This is a genomic window from Variovorax gracilis (genome assembly GCF_030317115.1).
Lineage (GTDB): Bacteria > Pseudomonadota > Gammaproteobacteria > Burkholderiales > Burkholderiaceae_C > Variovorax > Variovorax gracilis.
On record NZ_JASZYF010000037.1, the window covers coordinates 25,554 to 50,234 of the forward strand.

The 24,681-nt window shown below is 64.1% G+C and carries 23 protein-coding genes and 3 pseudogenes; 11 read left to right on the forward strand and 15 right to left on the reverse strand.

The genetic code is table 11. The features are described from left to right. Nucleotide 1 precedes the first annotated feature (1 nt). Together QTH97_RS32670 and QTH97_RS32675 are read right to left on the reverse strand one after the other, a co-directional pair. Nucleotides 2–1,915, reverse strand: coding sequence for an adenylate/guanylate cyclase domain-containing protein (locus QTH97_RS32670; RefSeq protein ID WP_286572747.1), 1,914 nt, complete (start codon nucleotides 1,913–1,915; stop codon nucleotides 2–4). 172 nt (nucleotides 1,916–2,087) lie between these two features. Beyond that, a complete protein-coding gene (locus QTH97_RS32675) occupies nucleotides 2,088–2,888 on the reverse strand; it encodes a penicillin-binding transpeptidase domain-containing protein (RefSeq protein WP_286572748.1) in 801 nt (266 codons plus the stop codon). Nucleotides 2,889–3,172: 284 nt separating this feature from the next. Between QTH97_RS32675 and QTH97_RS32680 the strand changes: the two genes are divergently transcribed. Then, a complete protein-coding gene (locus QTH97_RS32680; protein WP_286572749.1) occupies nucleotides 3,173–3,394 on the forward strand; it encodes a DUF7661 family protein in 222 nt (73 codons plus the stop codon). A gap of 62 nt (nucleotides 3,395–3,456) precedes the next feature. On the opposite strand, the gene QTH97_RS32685 is transcribed toward QTH97_RS32680, so the two are convergent. After that, nucleotides 3,457–3,672 (reverse strand): hypothetical protein, encoded by a 216-nt coding sequence (locus QTH97_RS32685; RefSeq protein ID WP_286572750.1) that lies wholly within the window; start codon nucleotides 3,670–3,672, stop codon nucleotides 3,457–3,459. Between the two features lie 134 nt (nucleotides 3,673–3,806). Then, nucleotides 3,807–4,255 (reverse strand): annotated as a pseudogene (locus QTH97_RS32695) (ester cyclase). Nucleotides 4,256–4,503: 248 nt separating this feature from the next. On the opposite strand from QTH97_RS32695, the gene QTH97_RS32700 reads away from it, so the two are divergent. Further along, nucleotides 4,504–5,061, forward strand: a complete 558-nt coding sequence (locus QTH97_RS32700) for a GNAT family N-acetyltransferase (protein ID WP_286572753.1) — start codon at nucleotides 4,504–4,506, stop codon at nucleotides 5,059–5,061. Nucleotides 5,062–5,168: 107 nt separating this feature from the next. Here the strand turns inward: QTH97_RS32700 and QTH97_RS32705 are convergent, their stop codons facing one another. Next, nucleotides 5,169–5,591: a YbaN family protein gene (locus tag QTH97_RS32705; protein ID WP_353655690.1), complete on the reverse strand. Its 423-nt coding sequence runs from the start codon at nucleotides 5,589–5,591 to the stop codon at nucleotides 5,169–5,171. 210 nt (nucleotides 5,592–5,801) lie between these two features. Between QTH97_RS32705 and QTH97_RS32710 the strand changes: the two genes are divergently transcribed. Further along, the gene (locus QTH97_RS32710) at nucleotides 5,802–6,224 is read left to right on the forward strand and encodes a PaaI family thioesterase (protein ID WP_286572754.1); all 423 of its coding nucleotides are present in this window, start codon (nucleotides 5,802–5,804) and stop codon (nucleotides 6,222–6,224) included. Between the two features lie 47 nt (nucleotides 6,225–6,271). Here QTH97_RS32710 and QTH97_RS32715 read toward each other — a convergent pair whose 3' ends face one another. Both QTH97_RS32715 and QTH97_RS32720 read right to left on the reverse strand, forming a co-directional pair. Beyond that, the gene (locus QTH97_RS32715) at nucleotides 6,272–6,691 is read right to left on the reverse strand and encodes a hypothetical protein (protein ID WP_286572755.1); all 420 of its coding nucleotides are present in this window, start codon (nucleotides 6,689–6,691) and stop codon (nucleotides 6,272–6,274) included. A 384-nt stretch (nucleotides 6,692–7,075) separates the two neighbouring features. Then, on the reverse strand, nucleotides 7,076–8,101 hold the full coding sequence (locus QTH97_RS32720; protein ID WP_286572756.1) for an acyltransferase family protein: 1,026 nt from the start codon (nucleotides 8,099–8,101) through the stop codon (nucleotides 7,076–7,078). 1,226 nt (nucleotides 8,102–9,327) lie between these two features. Between QTH97_RS32720 and QTH97_RS32725 the strand changes: the two genes are divergently transcribed. Beyond that, nucleotides 9,328–9,987, forward strand: coding sequence for a hypothetical protein (locus QTH97_RS32725; RefSeq protein ID WP_286572757.1), 660 nt, complete (start codon nucleotides 9,328–9,330; stop codon nucleotides 9,985–9,987). Nucleotides 9,988–10,493: 506 nt separating this feature from the next. Here the strand turns inward: QTH97_RS32725 and QTH97_RS32730 are convergent. Then, nucleotides 10,494–11,543, reverse strand: a complete 1,050-nt coding sequence (locus tag QTH97_RS32730) for a ParB/RepB/Spo0J family partition protein (RefSeq protein WP_286572758.1) — start codon at nucleotides 11,541–11,543, stop codon at nucleotides 10,494–10,496. 1 nt (nucleotide 11,544) lies between these two features. Beyond that, nucleotides 11,545–12,741, reverse strand: coding sequence for a ParA family protein (locus tag QTH97_RS32735; protein WP_286572759.1), 1,197 nt, complete (start codon nucleotides 12,739–12,741; stop codon nucleotides 11,545–11,547). Nucleotides 12,742–13,362: 621 nt separating this feature from the next. Between QTH97_RS32735 and QTH97_RS32740 the strand changes: the two genes are divergently transcribed. After that, nucleotides 13,363–14,736 (forward strand): replication initiation protein, encoded by a 1,374-nt coding sequence (locus QTH97_RS32740; RefSeq protein ID WP_286572760.1) that lies wholly within the window; start codon nucleotides 13,363–13,365, stop codon nucleotides 14,734–14,736. Between the two features lie 100 nt (nucleotides 14,737–14,836). On the opposite strand, the gene QTH97_RS32745 is transcribed toward QTH97_RS32740, so the two are convergent. Together QTH97_RS32745 and QTH97_RS32750 are read right to left on the reverse strand one after the other, a co-directional pair. After that, a complete protein-coding gene (locus QTH97_RS32745) occupies nucleotides 14,837–15,235 on the reverse strand; it encodes a DoxX family protein (protein ID WP_286572761.1) in 399 nt (132 codons plus the stop codon). Continuing rightward, nucleotides 15,232–15,483 (reverse strand): DUF4287 domain-containing protein, encoded by a 252-nt coding sequence (locus tag QTH97_RS32750; RefSeq protein ID WP_286572762.1) that lies wholly within the window; start codon nucleotides 15,481–15,483, stop codon nucleotides 15,232–15,234. Before QTH97_RS32750 ends, QTH97_RS32745 begins: the two co-directional genes overlap by 4 nt. A gap of 50 nt (nucleotides 15,484–15,533) precedes the next feature. On the opposite strand from QTH97_RS32750, the gene QTH97_RS32755 reads away from it, so the two are divergent. Together QTH97_RS32755 and msuE are read left to right on the forward strand one after the other, a co-directional pair. Then, nucleotides 15,534–16,190, forward strand: a complete 657-nt coding sequence (locus QTH97_RS32755; RefSeq protein WP_286572763.1) for a TetR/AcrR family transcriptional regulator — start codon at nucleotides 15,534–15,536, stop codon at nucleotides 16,188–16,190. A 383-nt stretch (nucleotides 16,191–16,573) separates the two neighbouring features. Continuing rightward, nucleotides 16,574–17,152 (forward strand): FMN reductase, encoded by a 579-nt coding sequence (gene msuE, locus QTH97_RS32760; RefSeq protein WP_286572772.1) that lies wholly within the window; start codon nucleotides 16,574–16,576, stop codon nucleotides 17,150–17,152. Between the two features lie 111 nt (nucleotides 17,153–17,263). Here msuE and QTH97_RS32765 read toward each other — a convergent pair. Beyond that, a pseudogene (locus tag QTH97_RS32765) lies at nucleotides 17,264–17,503 on the reverse strand (LysR substrate-binding domain-containing protein); the annotation flags it as partial. Nucleotides 17,504–17,638: 135 nt separating this feature from the next. On the opposite strand from QTH97_RS32765, the pseudogene QTH97_RS32770 reads away from it, so the two are divergent. After that, nucleotides 17,639–17,782, forward strand: a pseudogene (locus QTH97_RS32770) (aminotransferase class V-fold PLP-dependent enzyme); the annotation flags it as partial. 119 nt (nucleotides 17,783–17,901) lie between these two features. Continuing rightward, nucleotides 17,902–18,282 (forward strand): hypothetical protein, encoded by a 381-nt coding sequence (locus QTH97_RS32775; RefSeq protein ID WP_286572764.1) that lies wholly within the window; start codon nucleotides 17,902–17,904, stop codon nucleotides 18,280–18,282. 52 nt (nucleotides 18,283–18,334) lie between these two features. Here the strand turns inward: QTH97_RS32775 and QTH97_RS32780 are convergent, their stop codons facing one another. Beyond that, nucleotides 18,335–19,438, reverse strand: a complete 1,104-nt coding sequence (locus QTH97_RS32780; RefSeq protein WP_286572765.1) for an enolase C-terminal domain-like protein — start codon at nucleotides 19,436–19,438, stop codon at nucleotides 18,335–18,337. A 279-nt stretch (nucleotides 19,439–19,717) separates the two neighbouring features. Here QTH97_RS32780 and QTH97_RS32785 point away from each other — a divergent pair, with 279 nt between their 5' ends. Continuing rightward, a complete protein-coding gene (locus QTH97_RS32785) occupies nucleotides 19,718–21,115 on the forward strand; it encodes a carotenoid oxygenase family protein (RefSeq protein WP_286572766.1) in 1,398 nt (465 codons plus the stop codon). A 30-nt stretch (nucleotides 21,116–21,145) separates the two neighbouring features. Here QTH97_RS32785 and QTH97_RS32790 read toward each other — a convergent pair whose 3' ends face one another. Beyond that, a complete protein-coding gene (locus QTH97_RS32790) occupies nucleotides 21,146–21,874 on the reverse strand; it encodes a TetR/AcrR family transcriptional regulator (RefSeq protein WP_286572767.1) in 729 nt (242 codons plus the stop codon). Between the two features lie 153 nt (nucleotides 21,875–22,027). On the opposite strand from QTH97_RS32790, the gene QTH97_RS32795 reads away from it, so the two are divergent. Next, complete coding sequence (locus tag QTH97_RS32795) at nucleotides 22,028–23,668, forward strand: alkaline phosphatase family protein (protein WP_286572768.1); 1,641 nt, start codon at nucleotides 22,028–22,030, stop codon at nucleotides 23,666–23,668. Here QTH97_RS32795 and QTH97_RS32800 read toward each other — a convergent pair whose 3' ends face one another. Beyond that, nucleotides 23,669–24,310, reverse strand: a complete 642-nt coding sequence (locus QTH97_RS32800) for a 2'-5' RNA ligase family protein (protein ID WP_286572769.1) — start codon at nucleotides 24,308–24,310, stop codon at nucleotides 23,669–23,671. Between the last annotated feature and the right edge of the window lie 371 nt (nucleotides 24,311–24,681).

The window sequence follows — 24,681 nt, forward strand, 5'->3', positions numbered from 1 at the left end:
ATCAACCTTTCCAGCCCGCTTTGCGCAGGCCCTCGAGCCAGTGCTGGAACACCGCTTCGTCGCGAAAGGACAGCACGGAACGCGCCGCCTGCTCGGAGGTGAAGCCCGGCATGCGCGCGAGGAACTGCTCGAGCGCCTCGCGCGCCTCGTCCAACCTTCCGAGTTGACCGAGCGCATTGGCAAGCGAGCGCCATCCCACCGAGTAGCTCGGGCCGCGCTGTACGGCAAGACTCGCGACCTCTGCTGCCTTCTCGTAGTTGCGCGCCATGTAGTGACCTGTCGATAGGAGGGAGAGCCAGACGTGCAGCACCACATCGTTCGGGCTGATGCGTATGGCGGTCTCGATGGCCTTGATGGCTGCCTGCGGTTCCCCAAGGCACAAGCGCGTGAAGCAAAGAGCGTGGTATCCGAACGCAAGGCTCGGATTGAGTTCGATGCCCTTGCTGCACATCGCGAGTGCTTCGTCCGGCTTTCCGGTGACGGCAAGCACGAATCCCAGGGCCGCGTAGGCCATCGACTCGAGGGGATCCGCGGCGAGAGCGGCACGAGCGCTCGTCAGGGCCTCGGCAAGGGCGTCCTGCGGCTTCTCCGCCCAGAGGAAAGCCACCTCGCACAGGCGCACCATTGCGATGCCGGCATGTGGCCCCGCCTGGGTCGCATCAAGCTCCAGGGACTGGTGGAACAGCGGCATTGCCGCGGCGAAGTCCTCGCGGGTGAATTGCTTGAAGTGCCACCAGCCACGGACGCCGGCGTCCCACGCGTCCAGGTTGCTCGGCGGCTTGCGGCGGGCGCGTTCGCCCTCCACTCGCATGGCTGCGGCCTCGAGCGCCCCGACGATGCCGTCGGTCAACTCGTCCTGGATGGCGAACAAGTCTTCCAGCACCCGGTCGTAGCGCTCGGCCCAGACGTGATGCCCGGTTGTCGCGTCGATCAACTGACCGGTTACGCGCACCCGGTTGCCGGACTTTCGAACACTGCCCTCGAGCACGTAGCGCGCGCCGAGCATGCGGCCGACCGTCTTCACGTCGACGGTGCGCCCCCTGTAGGCGAAACTCGAGTTGCGTGCGATCACCGGCAGCCACCGCTGCATCGCCAGCCGGGTCAGGATGTCCTCGGCCAGGCCGTCGGCGAAGTACTCTTGGTCGGGGTCGCCCGTCAGATTGGCGAACGGCAGTACCGCGATCGCTGGCCGGCTGCCGAAGCCGGCCACCGGCTGGGAAACATCCACCCCGGTAGCAGCCAACAGCGTATCGATCCCTGCCTTGACCGCATACGCGCGCACCGGATCCGCGATGTTCTTGACCTGCCGATCGCCCTGGTCCATGAAATCGGCATTGACCTTGCCCTTGACCGCGGTGCGAATCGATTCGGACACGGTCACGCCACCCGGTTCGGCCAGGCCCTCCAGCCGCGCCGCGATGTTGACGCCGTCGCCATACACCGTGCCGTCGGCCTTCTCGATGACATCGCCCAGATGAATGCCGATGCGAAAGCGCATGCGGCTGGCTTCGGGCAAGTCGGCGCCAAGCGTCCCGAGTTCCGCTTGAACAGCGAGCGCCGCCGATACCGCTCCAGCGGCCGAGTCGAACACCGCCAGCACCGAGTCGCCCGCCATGTCGATCACACGGCCATGATTCGACTCGATGTGCACGCGGAACACCTGGCGCGCGGTGTCCAGCGCAGCGACCGTCGCACGATCATCCAGCGACATCAGCCGCGAGTAGCCCGCCACGTCTGCAGCGAGAATCGCTGCAAGTCGTTGTTTGAGTTCGGTATCGCTCACGGCACTCGGCCATTTCTCGACGGCGGTTGATGAGGCATCGTACAGCGACAGCAAGGTGCAGGCCATGGCGTCGGCCGGGCGAGCACTTGGCAGGATCTGGAATCTGCACGATTGAGCAAGTCGTTGCTTCATCCGTAGCGTGCGTGTCTGCTGCGGAGAACGCAACTCGGGGCCCCTCACTGGCCGTCGCCACCACCCGACGACCGGCAGATGAAGCGAAGGTACCCTTCTGGCCTCGTCCGCGAACTGGGACTGCCTGCCAAGACCAGCCCTTCGCGGTACCCCTCCGTTTGCGAGCCACAAGCTATGGCATCGCAGGTAGCGCGCCAACGGAACGCAGGACGCTGCGCGTGATGCTCTGCCGCTTTGCAAGGTCGCCCAGCCTGTTCGGCGTATCGATGTTCAGGGCAAAGAAGACGGGACCGTCGGGCCACTCCACCCAACCGACCCACCAGCAGATTGTTCCTGTCCATCCCGTTTTCGCGCGCAGTATCCAGTCGGGGCCTGCCTCATTGATCATCACATCCTTCACGAGCCTCTGGTGTTCGACTTGGAAGGGTAGTTGATTGCGGTAGAGCCGCTGCAAGAATGCAATCTGTTCAAAGGATGAGATGGCGAGGTCGCCTTCAACCCAGAACGGCCTGTCGCCGGTGGCGACGGCATTGCCATACCCGATCCTTCGCATGAAGTCGCTCTCGCGTGCGTCACCAAGTTCCATGGCGAAGCGCTCGTACACCCAGACGGTGGAGTTCCTCATCGCGGAGCGAAGATTCTGGTCCGCGTTCCATGCCGGCTGGGACCGCTTCACGCCGTCCCACGAGATGACCTGGAATTCGTCGCGCAGAAGTCCGGCATCGAGCGCAAACAAGCTGTGTGGAATCTTGAAGGTGGACGCCGGCGAGTAGCGCCGCTCGGCACGCGCAGCGTTGTAGACGAGGATGCTTTCAGACCCGCCCCGCGCGTCACGTACGACAATGGTGCCCTGTGCATCTGCTTCTGTGAAGTAGCGAAACCACTCGGTCTTCTCCTGGAACTGCGGGACGGCCAGCGTGACAGGAGCAAGCGCTGCGGCCAGGGCGGAGAAAACCAGATTTCGTCGTTGCATGCGTGCATTTTCCAGTGGGACTCGGTCGTGGTCGGCCCAGTTGTCGACGGCAATGAGGCTTCAGAGCGTGCCCGCCGAATGGAAGGTCGCTGAAGCGCGCGGGCTCCTGCGGAATGCGCCCAGACCGGTCATTCGATACCGAGTTGCATCCACGCCCGATAGCTGACAGCTTCGCGAAGACGGTTCAATCGCGCACTCCGTGAGGATCAGGTAGGGGAGTTCGCCACGTTCTCAGCGAGGGTTTTTGCGAGGTGGGGCAAGATGGACCGCCATGGGAGCAAGCGATGCAGTACCTCTTCAATGTGTTCGGTCGAATCGTCGCCATTGAGCGGGCCAACGATCGCTGGTCCTGCTATTTGATGGGTGCGGACGGCAAACGCCAGCCGCTGGAGCTTGCGGTTCCCGACGAGGTCACTCGTGAGGAACTCGCGCAGTATCTTTATGACGTCTATCACGAGAGCGCGGCGCCGACCAACGGTGAAGTCACGGAGATAGGCCAAGGATGATTTGTTTCATGGGCTGGTTTCGACGCTTGCCTTGTTCGACCTGGTCACGCGCGGCGGGTTGGTCAAGGGGAATCTTCTTGCTTCGCGAAATGCGCACGCAACGATTGCACCCATCGTTCATAGGCCTGACGAGACATGCTCACAGGATCGCTGGTCGACACTCGCGCCGATATTGTTTCGGTTGAAGTGCTGGCTGCAGAGCCCTGTGCATTCGGCTCGGAGGTGGCTGCGCACGCGAGCCGTGCCTCCTCGTAGAGCTGGCGCATGATCTTGCTCATCTTTCACTCCATCCGGGATTGCGGCAGTGAAGTTTCCGGCTGGTGAGCGTTCGGCGCACTCCGAAACTTGCTATTGAATTCCCGAAATCGCCGCAAGCTGCGACCTCATCGGCGTTGTCGAGCTTGCGGTGACTTTAGGCGGCCTTCATGAGCCCGAGTTGGGTCAGCGCCTTCACGCCGTCATCCAGACCGATCTCTTCGACGATCTTCCCGTCCTTCAGGCGCAGTACCGTCGTTCCCATGAAGTGCATCTTCCGACCCGTGGCCGCGGGCAGTCCGCCAACCAGGAAGTCGCCAAACGCGGAACGGTGTGCGTTCCGCCTCCTTCCCAGCGCCCGACAACGTAGTCACCTTCCGCGATGAGGTCCGCGGCACCCCAGAAGTTGAGGTCGGGGAATGCCTTGCGAAATTCCGTCATGAAGGCCTTGATGTCCTCGCGGCCGCGACGCGGCTCATGCAGCGAGTAGTGCAAGAGCATGTCAGGGGCGGCGATCTCGTCGACGATGTCGAGATCACAGGTCTTGCCCCAGAAGTTGGTGAACCAGCGGCCAACGATGGCCTTGTTGTCTTGCTCAACGGACATGGAGAAGCTCCTTGTTGAAAGCGGGTGAGCCGGACGTTAGGCGGTGGGCATCAGAAGCGCACTCCGCTTCTTGCATTCGAATCCTCTCGGCAGGGAGATCAGCGAAATCTGAATTCGATCGAAAGGACCGCGGATCGCCTCGCGCTCCCAGACTGCGATCACTACGAAGCAACTTCACCTCCGCAAGCATTGCGGCGCCAGCGTCTGCGCTGTACGCTTTGACAGCTCGATGCCACTCGGAGACTCACATGATCGACGCAGGGACCGATTCAGATCACGACCCGGCTTCTCTCGCAGGTGACGTTACTTTGCGCGACGGGCGCGTCGTGCACTTGCGTGCATCCTGCCTTGCCGATGAAGGCGAACTCCTGCAAGCGTTCGAGCGCATGAGCCAGGAGGCTCGCTACATGCGCTTCATGCATGTCGTTCGCGAGCCCAACCGGGATCGCTTGCGTAGCGTGCTCGCTTCATTTCCAGAGTGCGGGATCGGAATCGTCGCGACAGTCCCGGCGGACGACGGCATTGACATCGTCGGAAGCACAATTGCCGTCTTCGGAAGCGACCGCACCCGTTGCGAGTTCGCCATCTCCGTTGCCTCCAGATTCAACCGTGCAGGGCTGGCCACCGTGCTCATGACCGCGCTGATCGACGAGGCGCATCGTCGTGGAATCAAGGAGATGGAAGGCTTCGTACTGTCAGAGAACGAGCCGATGCTTCGTCTTGCCAAGCGCCTCGGCTTCAAGGTCAAGCTCGATCCGGACGACGCGTCCGTTCGCATCTGCAGGTTGACACTCGGCGACCGATAGCGTCGGGCGCGGCGACCGGACGCCGTGCACTCGCAGCAGCTCCTGGCGCATGCGCAGAGACCTTCTTCGCACCACGCCTGGACGCGGTCCGTCGTTCGCTGCGCGCGTCACTCTTCCCGCATCACCGGTTCTGCCGGGTCGCCAGCGCCCGGCGGCGGCTCGGGACGTGACCACAGCCAGGCAGCCACAAGTGCCATGCACAGCGGCACGGCGATCCGCACGACATGGGGCACGGGGAGGAAAAGCAGTAGGACCGCACTGCCCATCATCCCGATGCTGGCCGCCCACTTTGCCTTGCGCGGCACGAAGCCGCCCTCGCGCCATTGCCGGACATGCACACCAAAGCGCGGATGCCCGAGCAGCCACGACTCCAACGCCGGCCAGCCGCGTGCCGCGGCCCAGGCGGCGACCAGCACGAAGGGCACGGTCGGCATGACTGGCAGGAAAATGCCCACCAGCCCGAGCAGCAGGCACAGCACGGCCAGTGCACGCCACAGCAATCGCGCGACGGCGGTCCGCAGGTGAATCAAGTTGGCAATCCTTTCGGGTGTGCCGTCCAAAATGGCTTGCAGTGCATGGACGCATGGTAGGTCCAAGGGCCGCGCACGTCGCCGGCAAATTCTCCCTTCGCAGAAACCATCCGAGGATCCCCGCAAGGTTCATGGAGTCGACCAGCGTCCAGTCCCTCTCGACGCAAGGCATCCCCTACATGCGCGTTCAGCCTTACATTCACGCCGACAATGAGCAAAATCCAGAAACGAATCGCTGACAGCTTCAACGCGCAGGGCTTGATGACGACCCTCGGCGCACGCCTTGTCCTGGTGGAAGACGGCGAGGTCCATATCGAGCTGCCCTTCTCAGCCGGTCTGTCCCAGCAGCATGGGTATCTTCATGCCGGCGCGACCACCAGCATTGTCGACAGCGCATGTGGCTACGCGGCATTGACGAAGGCGCCGCCTGGTTTCGAGGTGGTCACCGCGGAGTTCAAAATCAACCTAATGCGACCTGCTCTCGGCGAGCGCTTCCTGGCCATCGGACGAGTGCTGAACTCTGGCAAGCTCCTGACCGTCTGCCGCGGCGAGGTCCGAGCGTTTCCTGGTTCCGGGGACGCACACAAGGTGGTCGCCCTCATGCAGGCCACGATCGTGAATGTCGCACGCTGAAGCGCAAGGCTTGACCAAGGTGAGTCAAGGTCAGAGTTCGGCGGGCATCAGCAGACGTTCGACTGGAACGCATCCCGGTCGGCGATTCGTTGGCTTGGCTGCACAGAAGCCAGTCGTGGCGCGCAGGAAGGGGCAATTCCAACTGTCGTTGTCGGCTGTCGGTTCAACCGATCGATCCCACTCGCCGCGATCTGGCTGTTTGGAGTTTCGAACAGCAAGTCACCTTCCCAGTGACCAGGGCGTGCTTGGTCTTCAACGTTCAACTTGATTGAGGAATCGCTGATCGAGGACGAACGGCGACTCGGGCCGGACATCGCCAGGCCGGCCGAGCGCAGCGACTTCCAGGGAATGCTGAACGAAGTGCGCAAACACGGCGTGTCTCGCTCCATCAACAACCCCACAGCCGGCGTCAGCTCGTTTGCTGCACCCGTCTTCCACTGCTCGGGAACCATCGCTTTGGGAGCCACGCCGATGGGCCGCTCGCGTTCGATACGGACTGGGCAGGTTCACAGGCAAAAGGCAGCCAAAGCGTGTGGCGTGGAGGTCTCCAAAGCGCTTCGGTCATCAAACGCTGCGCGCGGGCTGAGCTCACTGGCAGCGCGGCGCCAGGCCACCGCGCAAACTCCGATCCGAGCCAACGGGGGTCGTCAACCCGCCTCTGTTCCTTCCGGCGATGCGCTCACCGTCAGGCGCAGGGCCGACCCGTTTGCGAGTTGCGCCAACCTCCCGTCGACGAGGCTGGCGACCCGGGGCGTCGTGGGCAGGGAGGTTGTCGAGGGCAAAGGTAGCCGATTAAAAGCTGGACAGTTGACCGTCTTGCCAGCGCGCGTGTCGGCGCCATCCGCACCGGGCTATGACGCGGCTGTGCGAAGGGTGTGAAAGCGCTGGACCATCCGGCGTGCGCCGCGCACGAGTGGCCGGTCGACGAGACGGTAGATCAGCGAGCCCGCCGCGAGGCAGCACGCGAGCGAGAACAGCGAGGTCGCGTAGTTTTCCTGGATGCCCAGGCGCACGTACACCACACGCTCGAGAAAGCCGATCACGAACATGTGGGACAGGTAGGTGGCGTAGCTCGAGTCCCCAACATGAACGATGAAACGCAGGATCACCGAACCGGCCCTGCGGATCGGGCCTTCGAGCTGCAAGGCGAACAGAAGCATGAAGAAGCTTGGCACGCCGGCGACCCAGAAGCGATCGGCCTGATTCTCGTACCCCACCATCCCGAAATAGCAGGCGAGGACCAGCACGAGCGCCAATGGCTTCGGGGTCCGCTGCAGCAGCGGGTGCCGGTAGACATGAAAGCAGAGCATTCCGAGGACGAAACTGAACCACAGCGTGTTGTGCAGGAACTCGTGGCCGACGGTCCCTTCGTCGAACAGGGCGCCAATCGCGTAAAGCGAAACGAGCGCCACGGCCATCAGGCTCGCAAGATGCACCTTGCCGAAGGCAAGGACGAGCGCGATCAGCCCGTAGAAGAGCATCTCGAAGTTCAGCGACCAGCCGACCATCAGAACCGGGAAAAGCTGGCCGTCGTCGCGGAAGTGCGGGATGAAAAGCATCGACTGCACGTAGTTGCCGAGATCCGCGACGGTCGTTCCCATCACGCTCGGCAGCCGCCACGCGACCAGCAACACCATCGTCGTCACTGCCCAGTACAACGGCACGATGCGCGTGAGCCTGTCCACCAGGAACGCCGTCGGGCCGCCGCGCCCCTGCTCGACCACCATGCACATCACGAAGCCGCTGATGACGAAGAAGAGATCGACGCCAAACAGGCCGAACAGGGGCAAGGTCCACGTGTGCAGCCAGGCGACGGTGCTGGCCGCCACCGCGCGCAGGATCTGGATCGAATAGTTCTGCTCGGGAGCGTGCGCCATGGTCACCACCTCGCGTGCGGACGTTATGAAGGCATCGCGAAGCAGGCGCCTCGAGAGGCCAGGAATCGTCGCGGACTCCGGTCAGTCGCGGGGCGTTCGCCTGGCGCTAACGGTTGGTGGCGTGAGATTTGCAGAGTCGATCAGACAATTCAGTATGCGCCTTCGCGTCGCACAAGGCGTCTTGGCCGACCAGCGGAGGAGGTCAATACATTTGCGCCGTTTGTGCAGTTTTGCGCATACGCGGGCGGCTCGTTTCCGATCGGACTCGGGGGTCGTTCGGGGACCCGCGCCCTATCGCGCGACCGACACACTCGCACGGGTGTAGGGTGCTCCGCTGGCCTTCGCCGGACCGACGCCCTCCCCCGCACCGCTTGCCTTTGCGGATAGGCCCTACCTGCTCCGCTGTCGGGTGCTCGGCCACGAACTCGGCCGGGCGGCGCCGGCGACGAGGTGCGCGATAAAGCCGGGATCATCCGTCCGGTTCCGGTACAGTGCTCGCGCTTGCCGCCCGGCCAGGAGGTCGATTAAAACCTGGACAGTTGACTGTCTTGCCAGCGCTCCTGTGGGCGCAAGCCTGATCAAGCTGCGGACCTACAAAGTCGTGGACCGCTGCGCCGCCTTTCATTGAAGGGCGACACCCCTCAAGTCGGCCCTTGCGCGACCCTGGCTCACCATCGCGTGAGATGGGGGGCGGAAGTCGAATGTGCCATCGCGCGCGCCCCAAGCTTGAACGCCGAGACAGCAAACCCGGCATTCATGGTTGGTGCTCACTTCCAATGGCGCCGTCAGGGCGAGGCCGCGCGACACGTCCAGGAGCGGTCCGAGACCGGCCCCGGAAACGATGACTCCCTGACGCCGGAAACGGGAGGAAATGGCGCCGCACGACGAAAAGGTCTCCGTTCCCGCCCCTCCGCCTATCAGAAAGTAAATGTTTCACGGGTTTTCGGCGGATCAGATTTTTTCTTTATCTGACAAGGAGTTAGCTTCCTTTTCTCCCGTCGAGACGAAAATGTTTCACGAAATCGGTGCTTGTGAAGGTGATTTCGAGAAAGATTCGCTAAATCGCTGGACAATTCAGTTACTCGGTAACTAAACTCCCTGCCATGGCCCACCTACCTCTGCACACCCTCCCTTTGCTTCAGGTTGGCGAAGGCGGGGCGGGCGGGCCCGCCGCGGGTACTGCCGGCGGCTGGCCGCCCTATTGCTCCCTCGCGGAGTTGGCCAGGATGCTGACGATGATGCACGGTCATCAGGCACCGACGGAATCCTCCTTGAAGAAATGGAGTGCCAGCGGTGAGTTCACCGCTTGCGTGGCGCCGGAATCGGAAGTTGGTGAGTTGGCGCCCACCCCTTCGTCCTTCGCCGGTGAAGCGATGCTGCGGCCTCGTCGCGGGGGCCGGCCAGGATTGAAGCTGGACACCCGACGGGCGATCAACCGGGTCTACGAGTTGTGGCCGCACCTGGCGGACACGAGCGCGCAGGCTGTGCTCGACCTGGCGGTAGCCCGGGCCGCAGACAGTCTCGAGTCGCGCCTCGCGCGCCTGTTTGCCTCTGCGCCGTCGTCGGCGTCGCCCACCGCGGCGGAGCCGCCTGCCGGGGCTGAGCCACCGACCGCGATCCTGGAAGAACTGCTCCGGCAGGTGACCTCGCTGCGGCAGGAGATGACCGAGGTGAAGCGGGAAGTCGCTCAGTTCTCGGCCATGCGAAACAATCTGATCACGAAACTCGACGACGCGGTGGCCCGCGCGCAGGAAGCCATCGCGACAGGCACGGGGCGTGCCGGAAGCGGATCGGACCCGCTGGTGGAGGCGCGGCGCGATCGGGACATGGGGGTTGTGAAGTCCATGCTCAGTGAGATTCTCGAGTCGGTGCAAAAGGTGCCTTAGGCCCCCTCCCCTGCCTCACGGCGATCCCAACGGATTCGCACGATGCGGCTCACGCGGTGCGGCGTCCGAGTTTGGGGGCACGGGCCATGGCGGCCCGGATGTCGAGTCCGACGCAACCGCGAACTTTCGGGGCAGCGAGTCTGACGGCGTCAGCTTTCGTTCGTGCTGACCGTTCGTGGGTGGTGTACGGTACACCACTGTCACCGGCGGGGCCTGATTCAGCGAGGTGGTGTACCGTACACCACTCGACTTTCGCGTGTGACGCACCATCGGGTCGCCGCTTTTGAGGTGACGCGACGCCGTGTGTTTCCGTCGCGGCTGTGTTGGTTGAGCGTGGTGTACCGTACCCCACTTGGCGGCCCGAGCCGCCCTCGCCCTCGCCGTGGCCGCGACGAGACGAGACCAGCCAACCCGCCCGGTTCTCTATGTGGTGTACGGTACCCCACGGATGACGCGCAAAAAAAAGGGCATCCACTCGGATGCCCTTCTCTACATGCGCAATTGCGTCATTCGTCCCGCACGAAGGTCTCCAGGAGCCGGGCGAGTTCCTTCCTGCGAAGTTCGCTGAGTGCGACGTGAATCCGGATGGACGGACGACCTGCCCCATCCACCTTCATCGTGGCGACAGTCGTGCCGTCACGATCGAAGTTTTGGACCGAAGGCTCGGGTGCAGCGCGAACCGACTCTGCCTGCGGCGCCGTGAGCGCGCCGAAGATCCCCTTCGGGGTCATGGCGCCGCGGTCGGCAGCGATCTTTGCAGCACGCGCTTCAAGGCCTGCCGCATCCCTCGACTGGATGTCAGTGAACGCCGTCGCCCACCGAAACTGCAGATCCAGCGGCGAAGCAAATGCGTTCAGGACACTCTGCGGCAGGCGCGCGAGCACCAGCGCCTTGGACACGTTCGCATGGTCCACCCCGATGGCGGCCGCCATTTGCCGAAGGGACGGATAGAGTCCGCGATCCAGCGCACGCGCGTACATCACGCCCTGCTCCCAGGCCGAGAGATCGGCTCGCTGCCGGTTCTCGCGCTCCATTTCCTCGAACAGCGCGCGATCATCCAGGTTGTCGACGAAGACCAGAACCTGCAGGCCGAGTTGCAGACATGCCTCATGCCTGCGATGGCCGAAGACGATTTCATATTCCGGCCCGTCGCCCGGTGATGCAATCGCCCTCACCTTGATGGGCTGGATATTGCCGCCCGCCTCCTTGATCTCCCGCTTCAGGTCTTCGAACTCGGCGTTCTGAAAACTCGATTCATGGCGGTTCGCATAGTCGCTGCGCCGGATCAGGAGCGGGTCCAACAGCCGCGTCGCCTTGACCCCATCCCAGGTCCGCAGTTCTGCCACGGCGTCGCTCAACCGGCCTTCGAGCTCGGCGGCCTTGGCCGCCCGCTCGCGCAGCTGATCGTTCTCGCGCAGCAGTTCAGACCGCTGGTCGTTGGCCATTGCCATCATTGCGCCGGGCGCGGTCTTGGGCTTTGCCACTTCCGGGTTCGGTGCCGAAGCCGGCATCAGCGATGCAAAGTCGATCTTGGAAGCCTTGTCCTTCAGACCCATTTCAAACCCCCAATTCCAGAGTGTGGCGCTCTTCGACCTGGCGGGCCCAAACCGCCTCGATCTGCTGCTCGATCAGCTCGCACATGCGGTCGTAGGCCACGCGGGCTCGCGAGAATGTCTTGGAGTTCACGGACCCGCGCGGCAGGTCGTACACCGTTCCGAACTCGGCGCTCGCAGTCGCCGCGACGGCGGTCTTCGGGATCTCGATCGGAAGCACCTTGTCCCCGTAGCCTTCGAGGACCCATTGCCTGACCACGGAACTCGCCGTATCGGACGCCTCGACACGGGACAGGAGCACGTCGATGAACTCGAAGCTCTTGTCCTTGCCGCGGCTGCGAACGAGTTGATTGCAGAGGTCGGAGAACAAATCCCAGAACTGGGCGGAACTTGCAAAGTCGAGCGCTGAAGGCGGCAGCGGCATGATGACGCCGTCGGCGGCCATCAGCGCATTGATCGTCACGTAGCTCAGGGAGGGAGGGGTGTCGATGACGATGACGTCGTACTGCTCGCGCGTGAGGTCGAGGCCGCGATCCAGGACACGCCAGAACTCGAAGCCCGGATCCTTGGCCTGCCGCGCCGGAAGGTGAAATTCGGCGCCGTAGAGGAGGGGGGCCGCGCAGACCAGGTCGATCCCGGGCCAGTAGGTCGGGCGAATCGCATACTGAAGGTTGTCCTCGTCGCCGTTGAACAGCAGCAGTGCGGTGTGTTCGGTCTCGACCTCGGCATCGGGAAGGACGCCGAACAGGGTGGTGGCCGAGCCCTGCGCATCCAGGTCCAGCAACAGCACCTTGTGGCCCCGCATGGCCAGACCCTGGGCCAGAGTGACCGCAGAGGTCGTCTTGGCGACGCCGCCCTTGAAATTCGCGACAGTGATCGTGATCGCCGCGGCACCTTCCGGCCGCAGGTGATCGGAGCGCAGTTCGCGCGCCCACACCTGGGCGTCGGCCATCGACCATTCGCGGCTGTTGCCATGGATCTCTCCGCTCGGAAGGTCACCGCGGGTGAGACGATAGGAGATCTTCGACTTGTCGACGCCGCAGAGTTCTGCCAGTTGCACGGCTTTGAGCGTTGGCGCAGACTTCGCGGCGGTGGGCGCCAGCATGGCCGCACGGATCCGGTCCATCATCCCGGCCACCTTGTGTGCTTGGTGCTCGATGTCCTCGAGGTTCTGACGACGGATAGTTTGCTTGATGTCCACGGAAGCTGCCTTGTAAATTTGAATGTCATGCGATTATGCCCATCACATGCGAAAAAACGAAGAATCTACGCGGCACTGCACAAACGTCCTGCTGCCAAGCTTGCATTTCGGGGTTTGGAAGCTGTTTGAACGTCTCGAGATTAAAGAATATTGAATACCTTAAAGAGATTAAGGGCCCTGGAGTTTTCGATTTTCTTGTTTAAAATCAACAGGTTAGAGAGATTTCTTCGCGTTTGATGTCCAGCTTTTGATCGCTTGTGTCCGGGTTTTCATCGGATCTGTCCAGGGATCCATCGGCACTGTCCAGACTCTGATCGTCCTCGCCAGCAGGTTGTCCACAGCCCTGAAGTCGTCCCAGAATGGTGCGATTCGACGGGAAATGGGGCAATGTCCGGGATCTAATCGGTAGCGAAATCGCTGAAATGGCACCTGATGGGCCGAAGTGTCCGGGTTTGAATCGTTCGCTCGCGCGTTGTCGCTCAGCCGCTCCCGGCAAACTGTCCAGCTTTTGATCGCCTTGCACGTGCGGCTCGAAGGAATCGGCAACGATCCGTTCCGCGATGTGGCGGCGCGCGCGGTTGGTCTTGTGTCCAACTCAAGTTGGACATACGATCGCTACCCATGACCAGCCCGCAGAATCCCGCCGGCTCTGGCGCCGACGATGCGCTGGAGCTGCGCAAACCCCACGAGATGATCGTCATGATGCCGCGCTCGGCGCGCGTGACGCTCACAGGTCGTCGTATCTACACGGCGCTGTTGCAGATCTCGCAAACGCGCCTTGTCGGGATGCCGGCGATGCCGGCGGCCGACTTCATGTTCGAAGCGCCGCTGGCGGCCGTTCTGCGCACGACCGGCTCCAGCGGCAGCGAGCGCACCGCGGCGAAGCGCTACCTGCTTGAAATGCGCAGCCTGGAGGTCGACTGGGAGTCCACGGCGCCTGGCGACGGGGTGAAGTGGCGCGGATTCTCGATGCTTTCGGAAGTGGCCCTGGAAGTCAGGCGCGGGGAGAACTGGGTCAGCTGGTCCTATCCGCCGACCATCATGTCTGCGCTGCGCGAGCCTCAACGCTGGGCGACCATCGATCTCGAAGTGCTCGGGAAGCTGGGCTCCTACACGGCTGTCGCACTCTACGAGATCTGCATTCGCTATCGGGACAATCCGAGCGGTGTCACCAGCCGCAAGCCGGTCGCCTGGTGGGTGGATGCGTTGAGCAACGGCCCCGGGCCCGAGCGGCGCGAGTGGCGCAAGTTCAAGAACGAGCGCGTGAAGGAAGCGGTTGCCGAGATCAACGCCGACACGGATCTCGAGATCGAACTGATCGAACACAAGCAGGGCAGGCTGATCCACGAAGTGCAGTTCGCGGTCCGCAAGAAGCGCCAGGCCGCCGCACCACGGCTGACGGCTTCGCAGTTGCCCGTGGATGCCCATCTGGTGCTGCGCGCCGAAACGCTGGGGATCCGGGAAATCAAGCTGGAGGGCCTCATCAAGGAGTTTGGGGACGACAGGGTGCGTGAACAGATCGCCAATCTCGAGAGGAGGGCGGCCAGCAAGTCCCTGCGTGCAGTCGAGAACCCGTTCTCCTACCTGCGCTCGCTGCTTCGCAACGAGGCGGAGCCGGGAACGCCAAAGGAGGAGGGGGCCGCGAGCAGCCCGATCCTGCCGGATCCCAGGCCGCCGGCCGCGCCCGCGCCCACGACCCCGAAGTCGTCCACCGCTCAGGGGTCAGGCTGGCTGGGCGAGCAGATCGAAGCGATGAAGAAAGAGGTCGCGGCGCTCGCGCCGGCAACACTCGATCACTGGGTCAACCGGGCGCTCCAGGACCTGGCACGCAAGGGCCTTCTGAATGCGGTCATCAGCCGGAGGGCGGCCCAGGGCGACGTTCTTCACGGCCTCCTCGGTTCGGCGGTCATCTATGCCTATGCCGATGCCACCTACGGTCCTGACTGGAAGGTTGACAGGCAGTTGTTCGACGCGACGGAGTCGTCGGGCAAGTGATAGAGACGCGAGCGTCTGCAGCGCGCACGCGAACCTGAACGGCGACAGCCGCGCTCGCGGGCCGCGTCGAAGCGGCGCGAAAGGAAGGGCAGGGCCCATCTCACACCTTCGGCAGCCCCTTGCCCGGTCTGGAAAAGGCGGCCTTGAAGAAGGCCGGATAGCGCAGCACCAGGCCCGCCCACATCACGAGCCCTACGTAGACCCCGAACAGCACGTGGGTGGCCAGGGGAGAGCCGACACGGTAATGGGTCGCCACCGCCCCGCCCAGGAATCCGGTCAGATAGATCGCGCCGAGCACAGTAGTCCGGGGCACGGCGTACAGCACGGCGCCCACCATCAGCACTGCCCCCAGCGGCACCACGGCGCTGGTCGGCCAGCCGAGATCCTGCGTGCTTCGCAACACCGGCTCCATCTGGAGCAGCTTGCCCGTGGCGTCCAGGACGAAGAACAGCGTGGCGAGGCCCGAGAGGCCGATGCCGACGCGTCGCGCCCAGTTCATGGCCTGCCTCGCTTGGCGGCCACCGCCGGTGCACTTGGCAATGGAACCCATCCATTGCGCTTGAAAGCCTCCCAGACCGCCATGGCATGCCCATGGCCGAGCCCCGAGTTGCTCTTGAGCCAGGCGACGAACTCCATCGTCCGGGTGTCCGGGCGCAGGATCCCCGCTTGAACGGCCTGGTCGAAGAAGTCCTTCGGCTCCTTGCCGGTCTTGCCCCGGATGTGGTTCATGTAGGCTTCGAACGTCATGCGCGAGTCCCATCCGTCATCTGTATTGGATGTAGCACACTATAGTGAATATGAAAGCTCCCGACAAGCGACGCTACCGCTCGGACACTCGCTCGGAGGCGGCGGAGCGCACCCGCGCCAGGATCCTGCACGCGGGCAAGGTTCTGTTCTCTCGCAAGGGGATCGACGCGACCACCGTCGCCCAGATCGCTGAGCGAGCGGGCGTGTCGGAGCCGACGGTGTATGCGGTGGTGAAGTCCAAGGCCGGCCTGCTGCACGCTCTGATGCATGACGCGATCTTTGGGCCGCGGTTCAAGGAGGCCCACCAGAAGCTGGAAGGGCTGAGCGACCCGGTCCAGCGCGTCGCGATGAGCGCTCACGTCGCGCGAGCGATCTATGAGGGCGAAAGCGCCGAGCTCAGCCTGCTGATGAAGTCGGCGGCGTTCTCGCCAGAGCTTCGCAAGGCGAACCAGTCCTTCGAAGCCCTCCGACGGGAGATGCAGCGCGAGCGGATCGACGCGCTGTTCGCGGCGAAGCGCGCCCGCAAAGGCCTCACGAAGGAAGCGGCAGCGACGCTGCTGTGGATGTTCACCAGCCGAGAGGTCTATCACAAGCTCGTGCACGAATCAGGATGGGCACCCGACGAGTTTCAAGCTTGGCTGGAGCGAACGCTGATCGATGCGCTGACGGACGGGTTCGGCGCTGATCGCGTTGCCGCCGATCGATGACTTCGTCGACGAGATGCTGCGTCTGACCGGACAGTCGGCCGACTTCGAGGAGTGAGCGCGGGACCCTGCGACACGGGCTGTCCGATGTGCCGAGCACAAGCTTGACGCGCAGGCCGCTCTCGAAATCCGCATATCGATCTCTGAAATGCTTCTAGCCCTGACCTGCTCAAAGGCCGTCGACAGCCTCACAGTCTCGGCTTGAAACTTCGAGCCGCGCGAGGCGATGTCGTGAAGAGTTTCTGGTTCCTTCCCACCCATGGCGACGGCCGCTACCTGGGCAGACCGTGGCGCCAGTCCGCGAAGCGACCTGAAAACAACCTTCGTTCCCGACCGCGTCGCTCCGGCGTCCGCTGGTGACCCGATCCCTCATTCAACGCCCCGACATGATCCAGAAGCTCAAAGTCGTCGCCGTCTCCGGCGGCCTTCAACGCCCGTCCCGCACGCTGGCACTCGTCGAACAGATCGTCGAGGGCCTGGCCGATGCCTTGCCCGTGAATACCCGACTCGTCGAACTCGGCGAGATCGTGCCCAAGTTCGGCAGCGTCCTGCATCGGGCAAGGCTTCCGCAGGACGTCGAGGGCATCCTGCGCGACATCGAGACCGCAGACCTGCTGTTGGTGGCCAGTCCGATCTACCGGGGTTCGTACACCGGGCTCTTCAAGCATCTGTTCGACTTCGTGCACCACGAGGCGCTGATCGACGTGCCGGTGCTGCTCGCCGCGACGGGCGGCAGCGACCGGCACGCACTGGCGATCGATCATCAACTGAGGCCACTGTTCAGCTTCTTCCAGGCGCACACCCTGCCCATCGGTGTCTATGCAACCGACAAGGAGTTCGACAACTACCGCGTGAGCAGCGATGCCCTGCGCGCTCGCATCGCGCTGGCCGTCGAGCGTGCGGTGCCGGTGCTGCGCCGGCGCCGTGAGGAGGCCCTCATCGTGCCGACGCTCGCATTGGCTTGAGCGGACCATGACGCTGCGCACCCTGAGCGGAACCCCCGCATCGGAACCTTTGCTGACGATGTGTGGCCTGGGCGTGGAATTCCTCCGCCAGCGCCGCCCCAGGTCGGGTTGGAGGCCTGCTTCGTCAAAGGCCTGGTCGATGCGCGTACGGCCGGTGAGGCCGCTGTCGCAGGTGACGAGGGGATACGCGGCCAGTCGTTGGATGGTCAGTGGTCCGTCGACCAAGGGATGGCCTGGCGGCGCGATCACCGAATGGGTCCGGCGCAAGGACGGCAACGCCACGAGTTGCACTTCGCAACGAGGTTCGACTGTCGATACTCGGTAAACGTCGTTGGCAGGCGCGCTCCCCACGGCTACCGTCTGCCTGGAAGGTAGGGTTGTCTCCTCGTCGTTTTCGAGCGACGTTCACGGGTCCATGGGGCCCGTTTTTTTTGGGCGGGGACCCGCCTGTGCATTCAACGGAAAACGAATCTGCAAACTCGTATGCATCACTGCGCGCAACCGATCCTTCGGCGCAACGGTGTCGAAACCACCGTGCGGCCGTCGCTGGCGTTCTACAACACCTTCGACGAGATCGATCGGACGGTGGCGGTGGTGCGGAAGCTGGCGGGACAGCGTCGCGCCGCCTGACAAGCGGGTACACCGGACGTTGCGCGGTGGGTCCTCCCCTCGGGGGATGTGCAAGTCCCATGGCATCGCTAGAGTCAACTCGTGGGCGCGAAGCGCGGAAGTGACAGTGGGAGGCAAAGATGACATCGAATCCACGACCTCTTGGGCGCGATGCTTACCCGTGGCGCGCGGGCTGCGCGATCTTCGCGCTTGCGTTCACCACGCTGGCAGGCAGCGCCGAGCCCGGCCCTGAGCAGCAGGCCGCCATACCGGTGGAAGACCTCCAGAGCGTCTACCTCGCCTGCGACCGCGAAGCCACGCGCAGGGTGCTGGACGTGGCCGCGGCGGCTTTCTGCTCGCGCTACGCCGAGGAACTGTTGCGGCGGGGTTTTGCGAGTGATTTCGACCTGTTGCTCAAGTGGTGGCGCGAGGCCAAGGAGGCGGCCGAGGGCCACCTCGGCGTCGGGGCTGCGGACGATCCTGCCGGGCCGGATCTCGCGGCACGGACAAGCCGACGCTAGCCTTCGCGCGCGTTGAGCGCGAACGGCGCGCGCGGCATGGCGGTTGGCGGCTTCAGTGAGCCTTCACTTCGAAACGGCGCACGGCGTCCTCGTTCCACGCGATGCCCGTGCCCGGTCGCTGTGGCGCGATCGCCGTGCCGTTCTCGAAGCTCAAGGATTCTTCCAGCACCGGGCCCGCGAGGTCCATGCGTTCGAGCAGGTGGCAGGTCGGCGTGACGGCCAGCAGGTGCACGCTGACTTCCTGGAAGATGTGGCTCGACATCGGCAGGCCCCGCGCCTGGGCCAGCGCCGCGGCACGCAGCCATCCGGTCACACCGCCGATCTTCATCGCGTCGGGCATGACCAGGTCGCAGGCTCCGGCCTCGAGCGCCTTGGTCATCTCGCCCGGCCCGCACCAGTTCTCGCCCATCTGGATCGGCAGGCGCACCTGCTCGCGGATGCGCGCGTGGCCCGCGTAGTCATCCTGCAGGGTGGGCTCCTCGACCCAGGAGATACCTTCGCCTTCGAGTGCATGGATGCGGCGGATCGCTTCCGGCACGCTCAGGCCCTGGTTGTAGTCGACCAGCAACTGGGCGTCGGGGCCCATCGCCTGACGCAGCGCCCGCACCACTCGCAGGTCCTCGGCCAGCGTCGCGTAGCCGACCTTGGTCTTGATGGCACCGAAGCCTTGCGCCATTGCACGCCCGGCGCGCTCGACACCGAGTTCGACGCCGTCCATGCCATGGCTGTCGTAGGCGGCGATCGGCCGCCGCCTGCCGCCCAGCAGTTCCACCAGGGGCAGGTTGCGCGCCACAGCGAGCGCATCCCAGGCCGCCATGTCGATGCCGGCGCAAGCCATCTGCGCGATGCCGGTGCGCCCGAGCAGCCGCAGGCGCTGGGACAGCAATCGATCGATCTCGAAGGGCGCCAGTGGCTGACCGTTGAGGCCTTCGCCGAGCGACACCACCATCTGTCGCGTGGCCTCCAGGGCCGCCGGCGTGTAGGTAAAGAGAGTGGCGTGCCCGACGCTGCCGTCGCTCGCTTGCAGATCGATCAGGACAAGGGGCGAAGTCGAGATCACGCCGACACTGGTACGCAGCGGGGGGTCGAGTGGCACATTGACCGCGCGTGCCTGCACCGCGCTGATCAGGATGTCCGGGTTGACTTGATCTTTCATGCGGTCTCTCCAGAAGGTCGATGGACCCGGCGTGATGCGCGCGTCGCGCAGCAATGGGCCGATGCTCCAGCGACGACGACCCGACGTGCTCAGGAGCGTACATCCGACTTCAAGGCGCCGTGGAGCAGGAATCCAACTGCCAGCCGGGTCTCGATCCCACAGCCATTGTGGTCTTTTGAGCTCGCATCTTGTCACTGCCAAGATGAAGGCGTAATATTGGCACTGTCAAGTTAGCGGTGGATGCTACTTGCGAGCCCACATCACCTCCAGGAGATTCCCATGAACACCGATGTCACTCCGACCCCGTCCGAGAGATCCCCAGCAGAGTCGACTTTCTCGACCCATGCCACCGAGCTCGCGTACCTCAGCGGCAACTTCGCGCCGATGACGCGTGAGACCACCGCCTTCGATCTCCAGGTCCGCGGTCACATTCCGGAGGACCTGGATGGGCGCTTCCTGCGCATCGGCCCGAGTCCGGTCGGCCCGCTCGATCCGGCCAGCTACCACTGGTTCACGGGGACAGGCCTCGTGCACGGCCTGCGCTTGCGCGGCGGGCGTGCGGAGTGGTATCGCAGCCGCTTCACGTTGAGTGCCGACGCGGCCACGGCCTTGGGCAAGGCGCCGATCTCGGGTCCGGGCGACGGGCAACTTCCCGTGAACACCAACGTGACGCTCATCGGTGGCCGTGTCCACGCCATCGTGGAGGCCGGTGCGTTGCCCATCGAACTGGACGCCAACCTGGAAAGCGTCGCGCGTTCGGACTTCGGTGGCACGCTGGAGGGCGGCTTCACCGCCCATCCAAAGCGTGATCCGATCACCGGAGAGCTCGTCGCAATCACCTATGAGCCGGGTCGTGCGTCACTGCGCTATGTGGTGGTGGACGCGGAAGGACGCGCCCAGACGCGTGCCGAGATCGCGACGCCGCACGAACCGATGGTGCATGACGTGGGATTCACGCGCAACTTCATCGTCGTTCTCGACTTGCCGGTCACCTTCCAGCCGCAATTGGCGCCGGCACATGTCTTCCCCTATTTCTGGAACGAACGACAGGCGCCGCGCGTGGGCCTGCTTCCGCGCAACGGCGACATCGACCGCCTGATCTGGTTCGACGCGCCATCCTGCTATGTCTTCCATATCGTGAACGCCTACGAGGCCCAATCCGGCGAAGTGATCGTGGACGTCGTGCGCCATCCGCGCATGTTCGAGCGTGACAGGCAGGGGCCGAACGAAGGCACGCCGGTCCTGGCGCGGTGGACGCTGGATCGCGCCAGCGGCCGGCTGTCGGAGCGCGTTCTCGACGATCATGGAGGCGAATTTCCGCGCATCGACGACCGACTCGGTGGACAGGACTATCAATTTGCCTACACGGCCCACTGGTGGGGCGACCGGGTGAGTTCCGGGCCCGTGTACAAGCACGATGTGCGCAGCGGACGCACCGAGGTGCACGATTTCGGCGCCGGGCACGCGTCGCTGGAGCCGGTGTTCGTACCGCGCAGCGGGGCAACCGACGAAGACGATGGTTACGTCTTGGCCTATGTCTTCAACGCCGAGCGCAATGCCAGCGACGTTGTGGTCCTGTCGGCTCAGGACTTCGCTGGTCCGCCCTTGGCTGTCGTGGAACTCCCTGTGCGGGTGCCCTTCGGTTTCCACGGCGAGTGGGTTCCGGACCAGCCGTAAGCGCACAGGCGACGCGCCGGCCGCACATCGTCACGATGCGGGCCGTCGCGTTCGAATGCCATCCAGAAAGAGTTGCATCACACCGTCGACGAGCTCGTGATCCGGGATGGCAGTGTCGACCTTCGAGTCGATGATCAGGTTGGCCAGGCCGTGGACCGTCGACCAGCAAGAGAGCGTGGCAATTCCAAGTGCGACCGCATCGTCCGGCTTCGCCGTGAATACGCCGGATTGCGCGCCGCGAAGGACAAGGTCTTCGAGGACAGCCTTGGTTTCTGCACCGATCCCGGAGGCGGCTGGGCGGGTTGCTTCGCCTTCCGCGAGCGCGGGGCCGAACATCAGTCGATACAACGCGGGATTTTCCGTGGCGAACGCAATGTAGGCCTGCGCAGCGGCAATCAGTGCCTTGTCCGCTTTTCTGAGGCTCGAGACGGCTTCTCGCATGCGATCACGCAGCCTCGCGAATCCGACACCCGCGACAGCGATCAGCAGATCCCGCTTCTCCGCGAAATGGCTGTGCGGCGCGGCGTGCGAGACGCCGGCGCGGCGCGCGAGCTCCCGGAGCGAAAAGCTCCAGTCCTGCTCCTCCGTGACGATCGACAGCGCCGAGTCGATCAGCACGCGGCGCAAGTCGCCGTGGTGATAGGCACGGGCGTCGGCAGAGTCCTTCTTCATGGGGCCGATGGTAGCTCGGATACGCCACAGATATTGGCAGCGACAAGATTCGGCGGGATGGCGCGGCCCGGCAATTGCGCAGTTCACGTACGTGGACCACCGTGGGCGCTCGGATTGCCTCGCGGGGTGTCAAAGCCTAGTCTGCGGTGGCACTGCGCGCCTGGGCGCCGGCGAAGGCGTCGGCGAAGATGCAGCGTGCGCGGCGAAGTTTCTGTCGTTGTTGAGGCCACGAGGTAAACCATGACAACACGGCGCAAGGCCATCGAGATCGTCAGCGCGGCAGCTGCCAGCGTTGCGTTTCCCGAGATCACTCGGGCTCAAGGGTCCGGGAGCGACAAACGCAAGGCGCTCGACCACGTGGTCGTGCTCATGTTCGAGAACCGCTCATTCGACAATCTGCTCGGGCGCCTTTACGCACCGGGCGAGGTCAAGTCGTTCGATGGCGTGATCGGCAAGGACCTCGGCAACCCCATCCCGGAATGGGCCGAACAGGGCGCCGAGCGCAAGGTCGTGCCCTATGGCGTGTCGCCCACGATGAATACGCCGCAGCCGGATCCCGGCGAAGAGTACCCGCACATCAACACGGACTTGTTCGGGATCCTCGACCCGAAGAACCGTTTCATGCCGCTGGCGCGAATGGTGGCTCCGTACAACGCGCCGGGCGATCCGCGTCAGCGGCCGACGATGGACGGCTTCGTGATGGACTACATCAGCGCCTTCACAGCCGAGATGAGGCGGCAGCCCACGTACGACGAGTATGCGCAGATCATGACCGGATACACGCCGCAGCAGATGCCGGTGCTCTCGGCGTTGGCTCGTGGTTTCGCCGTGTTTGACCATTGGTTCTGCGAGGTGCCGTCGCAGACCTTCACCAACCGCTCGTTCTTCCACGCGGGCACGGCTTCGGGATATGTCGTCAACATGTCTCCTCCCGATTCCTTTCCCGCTCACAACAAGGCAGAGACGCTGTTCGAACGCCTGGAGGCCAAGGGACTGACATGGCGCGTCTACTGCGACTCGCCAAGTCCGGCCTCGTTCACGGGGCTCATTCATGCCTCACGATTGCGCAACCGCTTCGCAACCCACTTCTCGACCGTTGCCGATTTCCTCGAGGACGCCAGAAGAGGCCGCCTGCCCACCTACTCGTTCATCGAACCGAACCTGTGGCACGGCCACAATGACATGCACCCGCCGATCTCGGCACTGATTCACGGCCTGCCGTACGATCCGCCGTCCTCGCTCCTGGGGGGCGACGCGCTGCTCGCGGCGGTCTACGACGCGGTCCGCTCTTCGTCGTCGCCCCGCGGATCGAACTATCTCAACACCTTCCTGATGATCGCCTTCGACGAATCGGGGGGGACCTATGACCATGTCCCGCCTCCGCCCGCCGTGCCACCGATCCGTACGGCACCGGCCGGCCAGATGGGGTTCACATTCCAGCGGTCGGGTGCGCGGGTGCCCGCGATTGCGATCTCGGCGTGGGTCCCCGAACGCACCGTGGTCAACGATGAATATCGCCACACCTCCCTGATCCAGACCCTGCGCAAGCGATGGTCGCTCGGGCCTCCTCTCACCGCACGTGACGCTTCGGCCCGGGACATCGCCCCCGTTCTTTCGCTCGGCAAGCCGAGAGCACCCGATGAATGGCCCGAGGTCGTGCCCCGGCCGGTTCCGACATTCGACGTCGCCTTGCTTCCTCCGGATCTACCGCTGTCGCCGCTCGGCAAGGCGCTGGTGCATAGCATGCTGGCGTTGGAGAAATCCCTGGGCGCCGCGGTGCCGACCGTCTCGCCGGACACCACGCTCACCGGCGCAGAGGCCATTGCGATGATTCGCGACGATGCCTTCAAGCTCTTTCCGGGATTGCGGACCACCTCCTGATCAATCCCACGCCTTGAGTTTCCTGGCCGCGGTACCGAACTGGCCCAGCTGATAGACGGCAGCGCCCTTGAACGAAAAGCGGAACGGCTCGAACGGTTCGGCGAGCATCGCGTCGAGGTACGTACGCAGCGCAACGCCGGTGCTGACGTGCGGATTGAAATGTTCACCGGAAGCCTTCGGCACAAACGCGGAAACGTACTGAATGAGCTGCGGGTCGATGACAGGGTCATCGGGTGTCGTAACGAACGCGCCCGAGTCGCCGGTCTCGGCCGTGAAGGGGGTTGCCGCCTCGATCAGCGCCTCCTGCAGTTCGAGGAGTTGAGGCGTGGATTTCACGACGATGCCTGCCAGCCCGATCTCCTGGCTCGGGATGTAGTAGTACCTGATGGCCTCCAACTCCAGGTCGCCCAGTCGAGTTCCAGCGAGGACCTTTTCGACGGCGGCATAGACCTTGTCCAGGTCTGCCGTGCGGACGAACCGCTGCACCAGCGTGACGTGCGGCCGGTGGGCCGCATCCAGGGCAAATCCCTTGGGGAAAGCCTGAAGCAGACGAGCGTTGTTGGCTTCAGCGTGCTCGAGCATCCTGGCGTCTGGTTCAAGCAGGATGTCGATGGCTGTGGCCGGACTCTTCGGGAAGCTCATGTCTTCAACTCCGAGTGTCGTCTGCGACCCAATGCAGCGCAGACCGCCCCGTCACGCCGCAGAGAAATCAGGATAGACATCCTCCCAAGACAGGCAAGGACGGCGCTGGTCAACACTGCGCCGGACACCACCTCATCGCGGGCTGCACGACGCGCCGCTCGACGTGCGGGCGGGGATCACTCCAACCCCGGTTCGTTGTCAGTGATCCCCTGCAAGCCACGCAAGCCCGCGAGCTCTAGCCGCCCTGCTCGCCGGCGGCCCGGATTTCCACGCGACGGTTCGGCTCGAAGCAGGCGATGAGCGCCGTGCGGTTCCTGGCCTTGCCCTGGGCCCTGCAATCGGCTTCAGTGACCTTCAGCTCCGAGAAACTG

What these genes read in the sequence shown, in the direction of transcription:
- QTH97_RS32785 (WP_286572766.1), top strand. Translation starts at nt 19,718, where the DNA reads ATGAACACCGATGTCACTCCGACCCCGTCCGAGAGATCCCCAGCAGAG.
- QTH97_RS32800 (WP_286572769.1), bottom strand. Translation starts at nt 24,310, where the DNA reads ATGAGCTTCCCGAAGAGTCCGGCCACAGCCATCGACATCCTGCTTGAA.
- QTH97_RS32730 (WP_286572758.1), bottom strand. Translation starts at nt 11,543, where the DNA reads ATGGGTCTGAAGGACAAGGCTTCCAAGATCGACTTTGCATCGCTGATG.
- QTH97_RS32775 (WP_286572764.1), top strand. Translation starts at nt 17,902, where the DNA reads ATGACATCGAATCCACGACCTCTTGGGCGCGATGCTTACCCGTGGCGC.
- QTH97_RS32755 (WP_286572763.1), top strand. Translation starts at nt 15,534, where the DNA reads ATGAAAGCTCCCGACAAGCGACGCTACCGCTCGGACACTCGCTCGGAG.
- QTH97_RS32670 (WP_286572747.1), bottom strand. Translation starts at nt 1,915, where the DNA reads ATGAAGCAACGACTTGCTCAATCGTGCAGATTCCAGATCCTGCCAAGT.
- QTH97_RS32795 (WP_286572768.1), top strand. Translation starts at nt 22,028, where the DNA reads ATGACAACACGGCGCAAGGCCATCGAGATCGTCAGCGCGGCAGCTGCC.
- QTH97_RS32780 (WP_286572765.1), bottom strand. Translation starts at nt 19,438, where the DNA reads ATGAAAGATCAAGTCAACCCGGACATCCTGATCAGCGCGGTGCAGGCA.
- QTH97_RS32675 (WP_286572748.1), bottom strand. Translation starts at nt 2,888, where the DNA reads ATGCAACGACGAAATCTGGTTTTCTCCGCCCTGGCCGCAGCGCTTGCT.
- msuE (WP_286572772.1), top strand. Translation starts at nt 16,574, where the DNA reads ATGATCCAGAAGCTCAAAGTCGTCGCCGTCTCCGGCGGCCTTCAACGC.
- QTH97_RS32720 (WP_286572756.1), bottom strand. Translation starts at nt 8,101, where the DNA reads ATGGCGCACGCTCCCGAGCAGAACTATTCGATCCAGATCCTGCGCGCG.
- QTH97_RS32710 (WP_286572754.1), top strand. Translation starts at nt 5,802, where the DNA reads ATGAGCAAAATCCAGAAACGAATCGCTGACAGCTTCAACGCGCAGGGC.
- QTH97_RS32750 (WP_286572762.1), bottom strand. Translation starts at nt 15,483, where the DNA reads ATGACGTTCGAAGCCTACATGAACCACATCCGGGGCAAGACCGGCAAG.
- QTH97_RS32700 (WP_286572753.1), top strand. Translation starts at nt 4,504, where the DNA reads ATGATCGACGCAGGGACCGATTCAGATCACGACCCGGCTTCTCTCGCA.
- QTH97_RS32745 (WP_286572761.1), bottom strand. Translation starts at nt 15,235, where the DNA reads ATGAACTGGGCGCGACGCGTCGGCATCGGCCTCTCGGGCCTCGCCACG.
- QTH97_RS32685 (WP_286572750.1), bottom strand. Translation starts at nt 3,672, where the DNA reads ATGAGCAAGATCATGCGCCAGCTCTACGAGGAGGCACGGCTCGCGTGC.
- QTH97_RS32740 (WP_286572760.1), top strand. Translation starts at nt 13,363, where the DNA reads ATGACCAGCCCGCAGAATCCCGCCGGCTCTGGCGCCGACGATGCGCTG.
- QTH97_RS32680 (WP_286572749.1), top strand. Translation starts at nt 3,173, where the DNA reads ATGCAGTACCTCTTCAATGTGTTCGGTCGAATCGTCGCCATTGAGCGG.
- QTH97_RS32725 (WP_286572757.1), top strand. Translation starts at nt 9,328, where the DNA reads ATGCTGACGATGATGCACGGTCATCAGGCACCGACGGAATCCTCCTTG.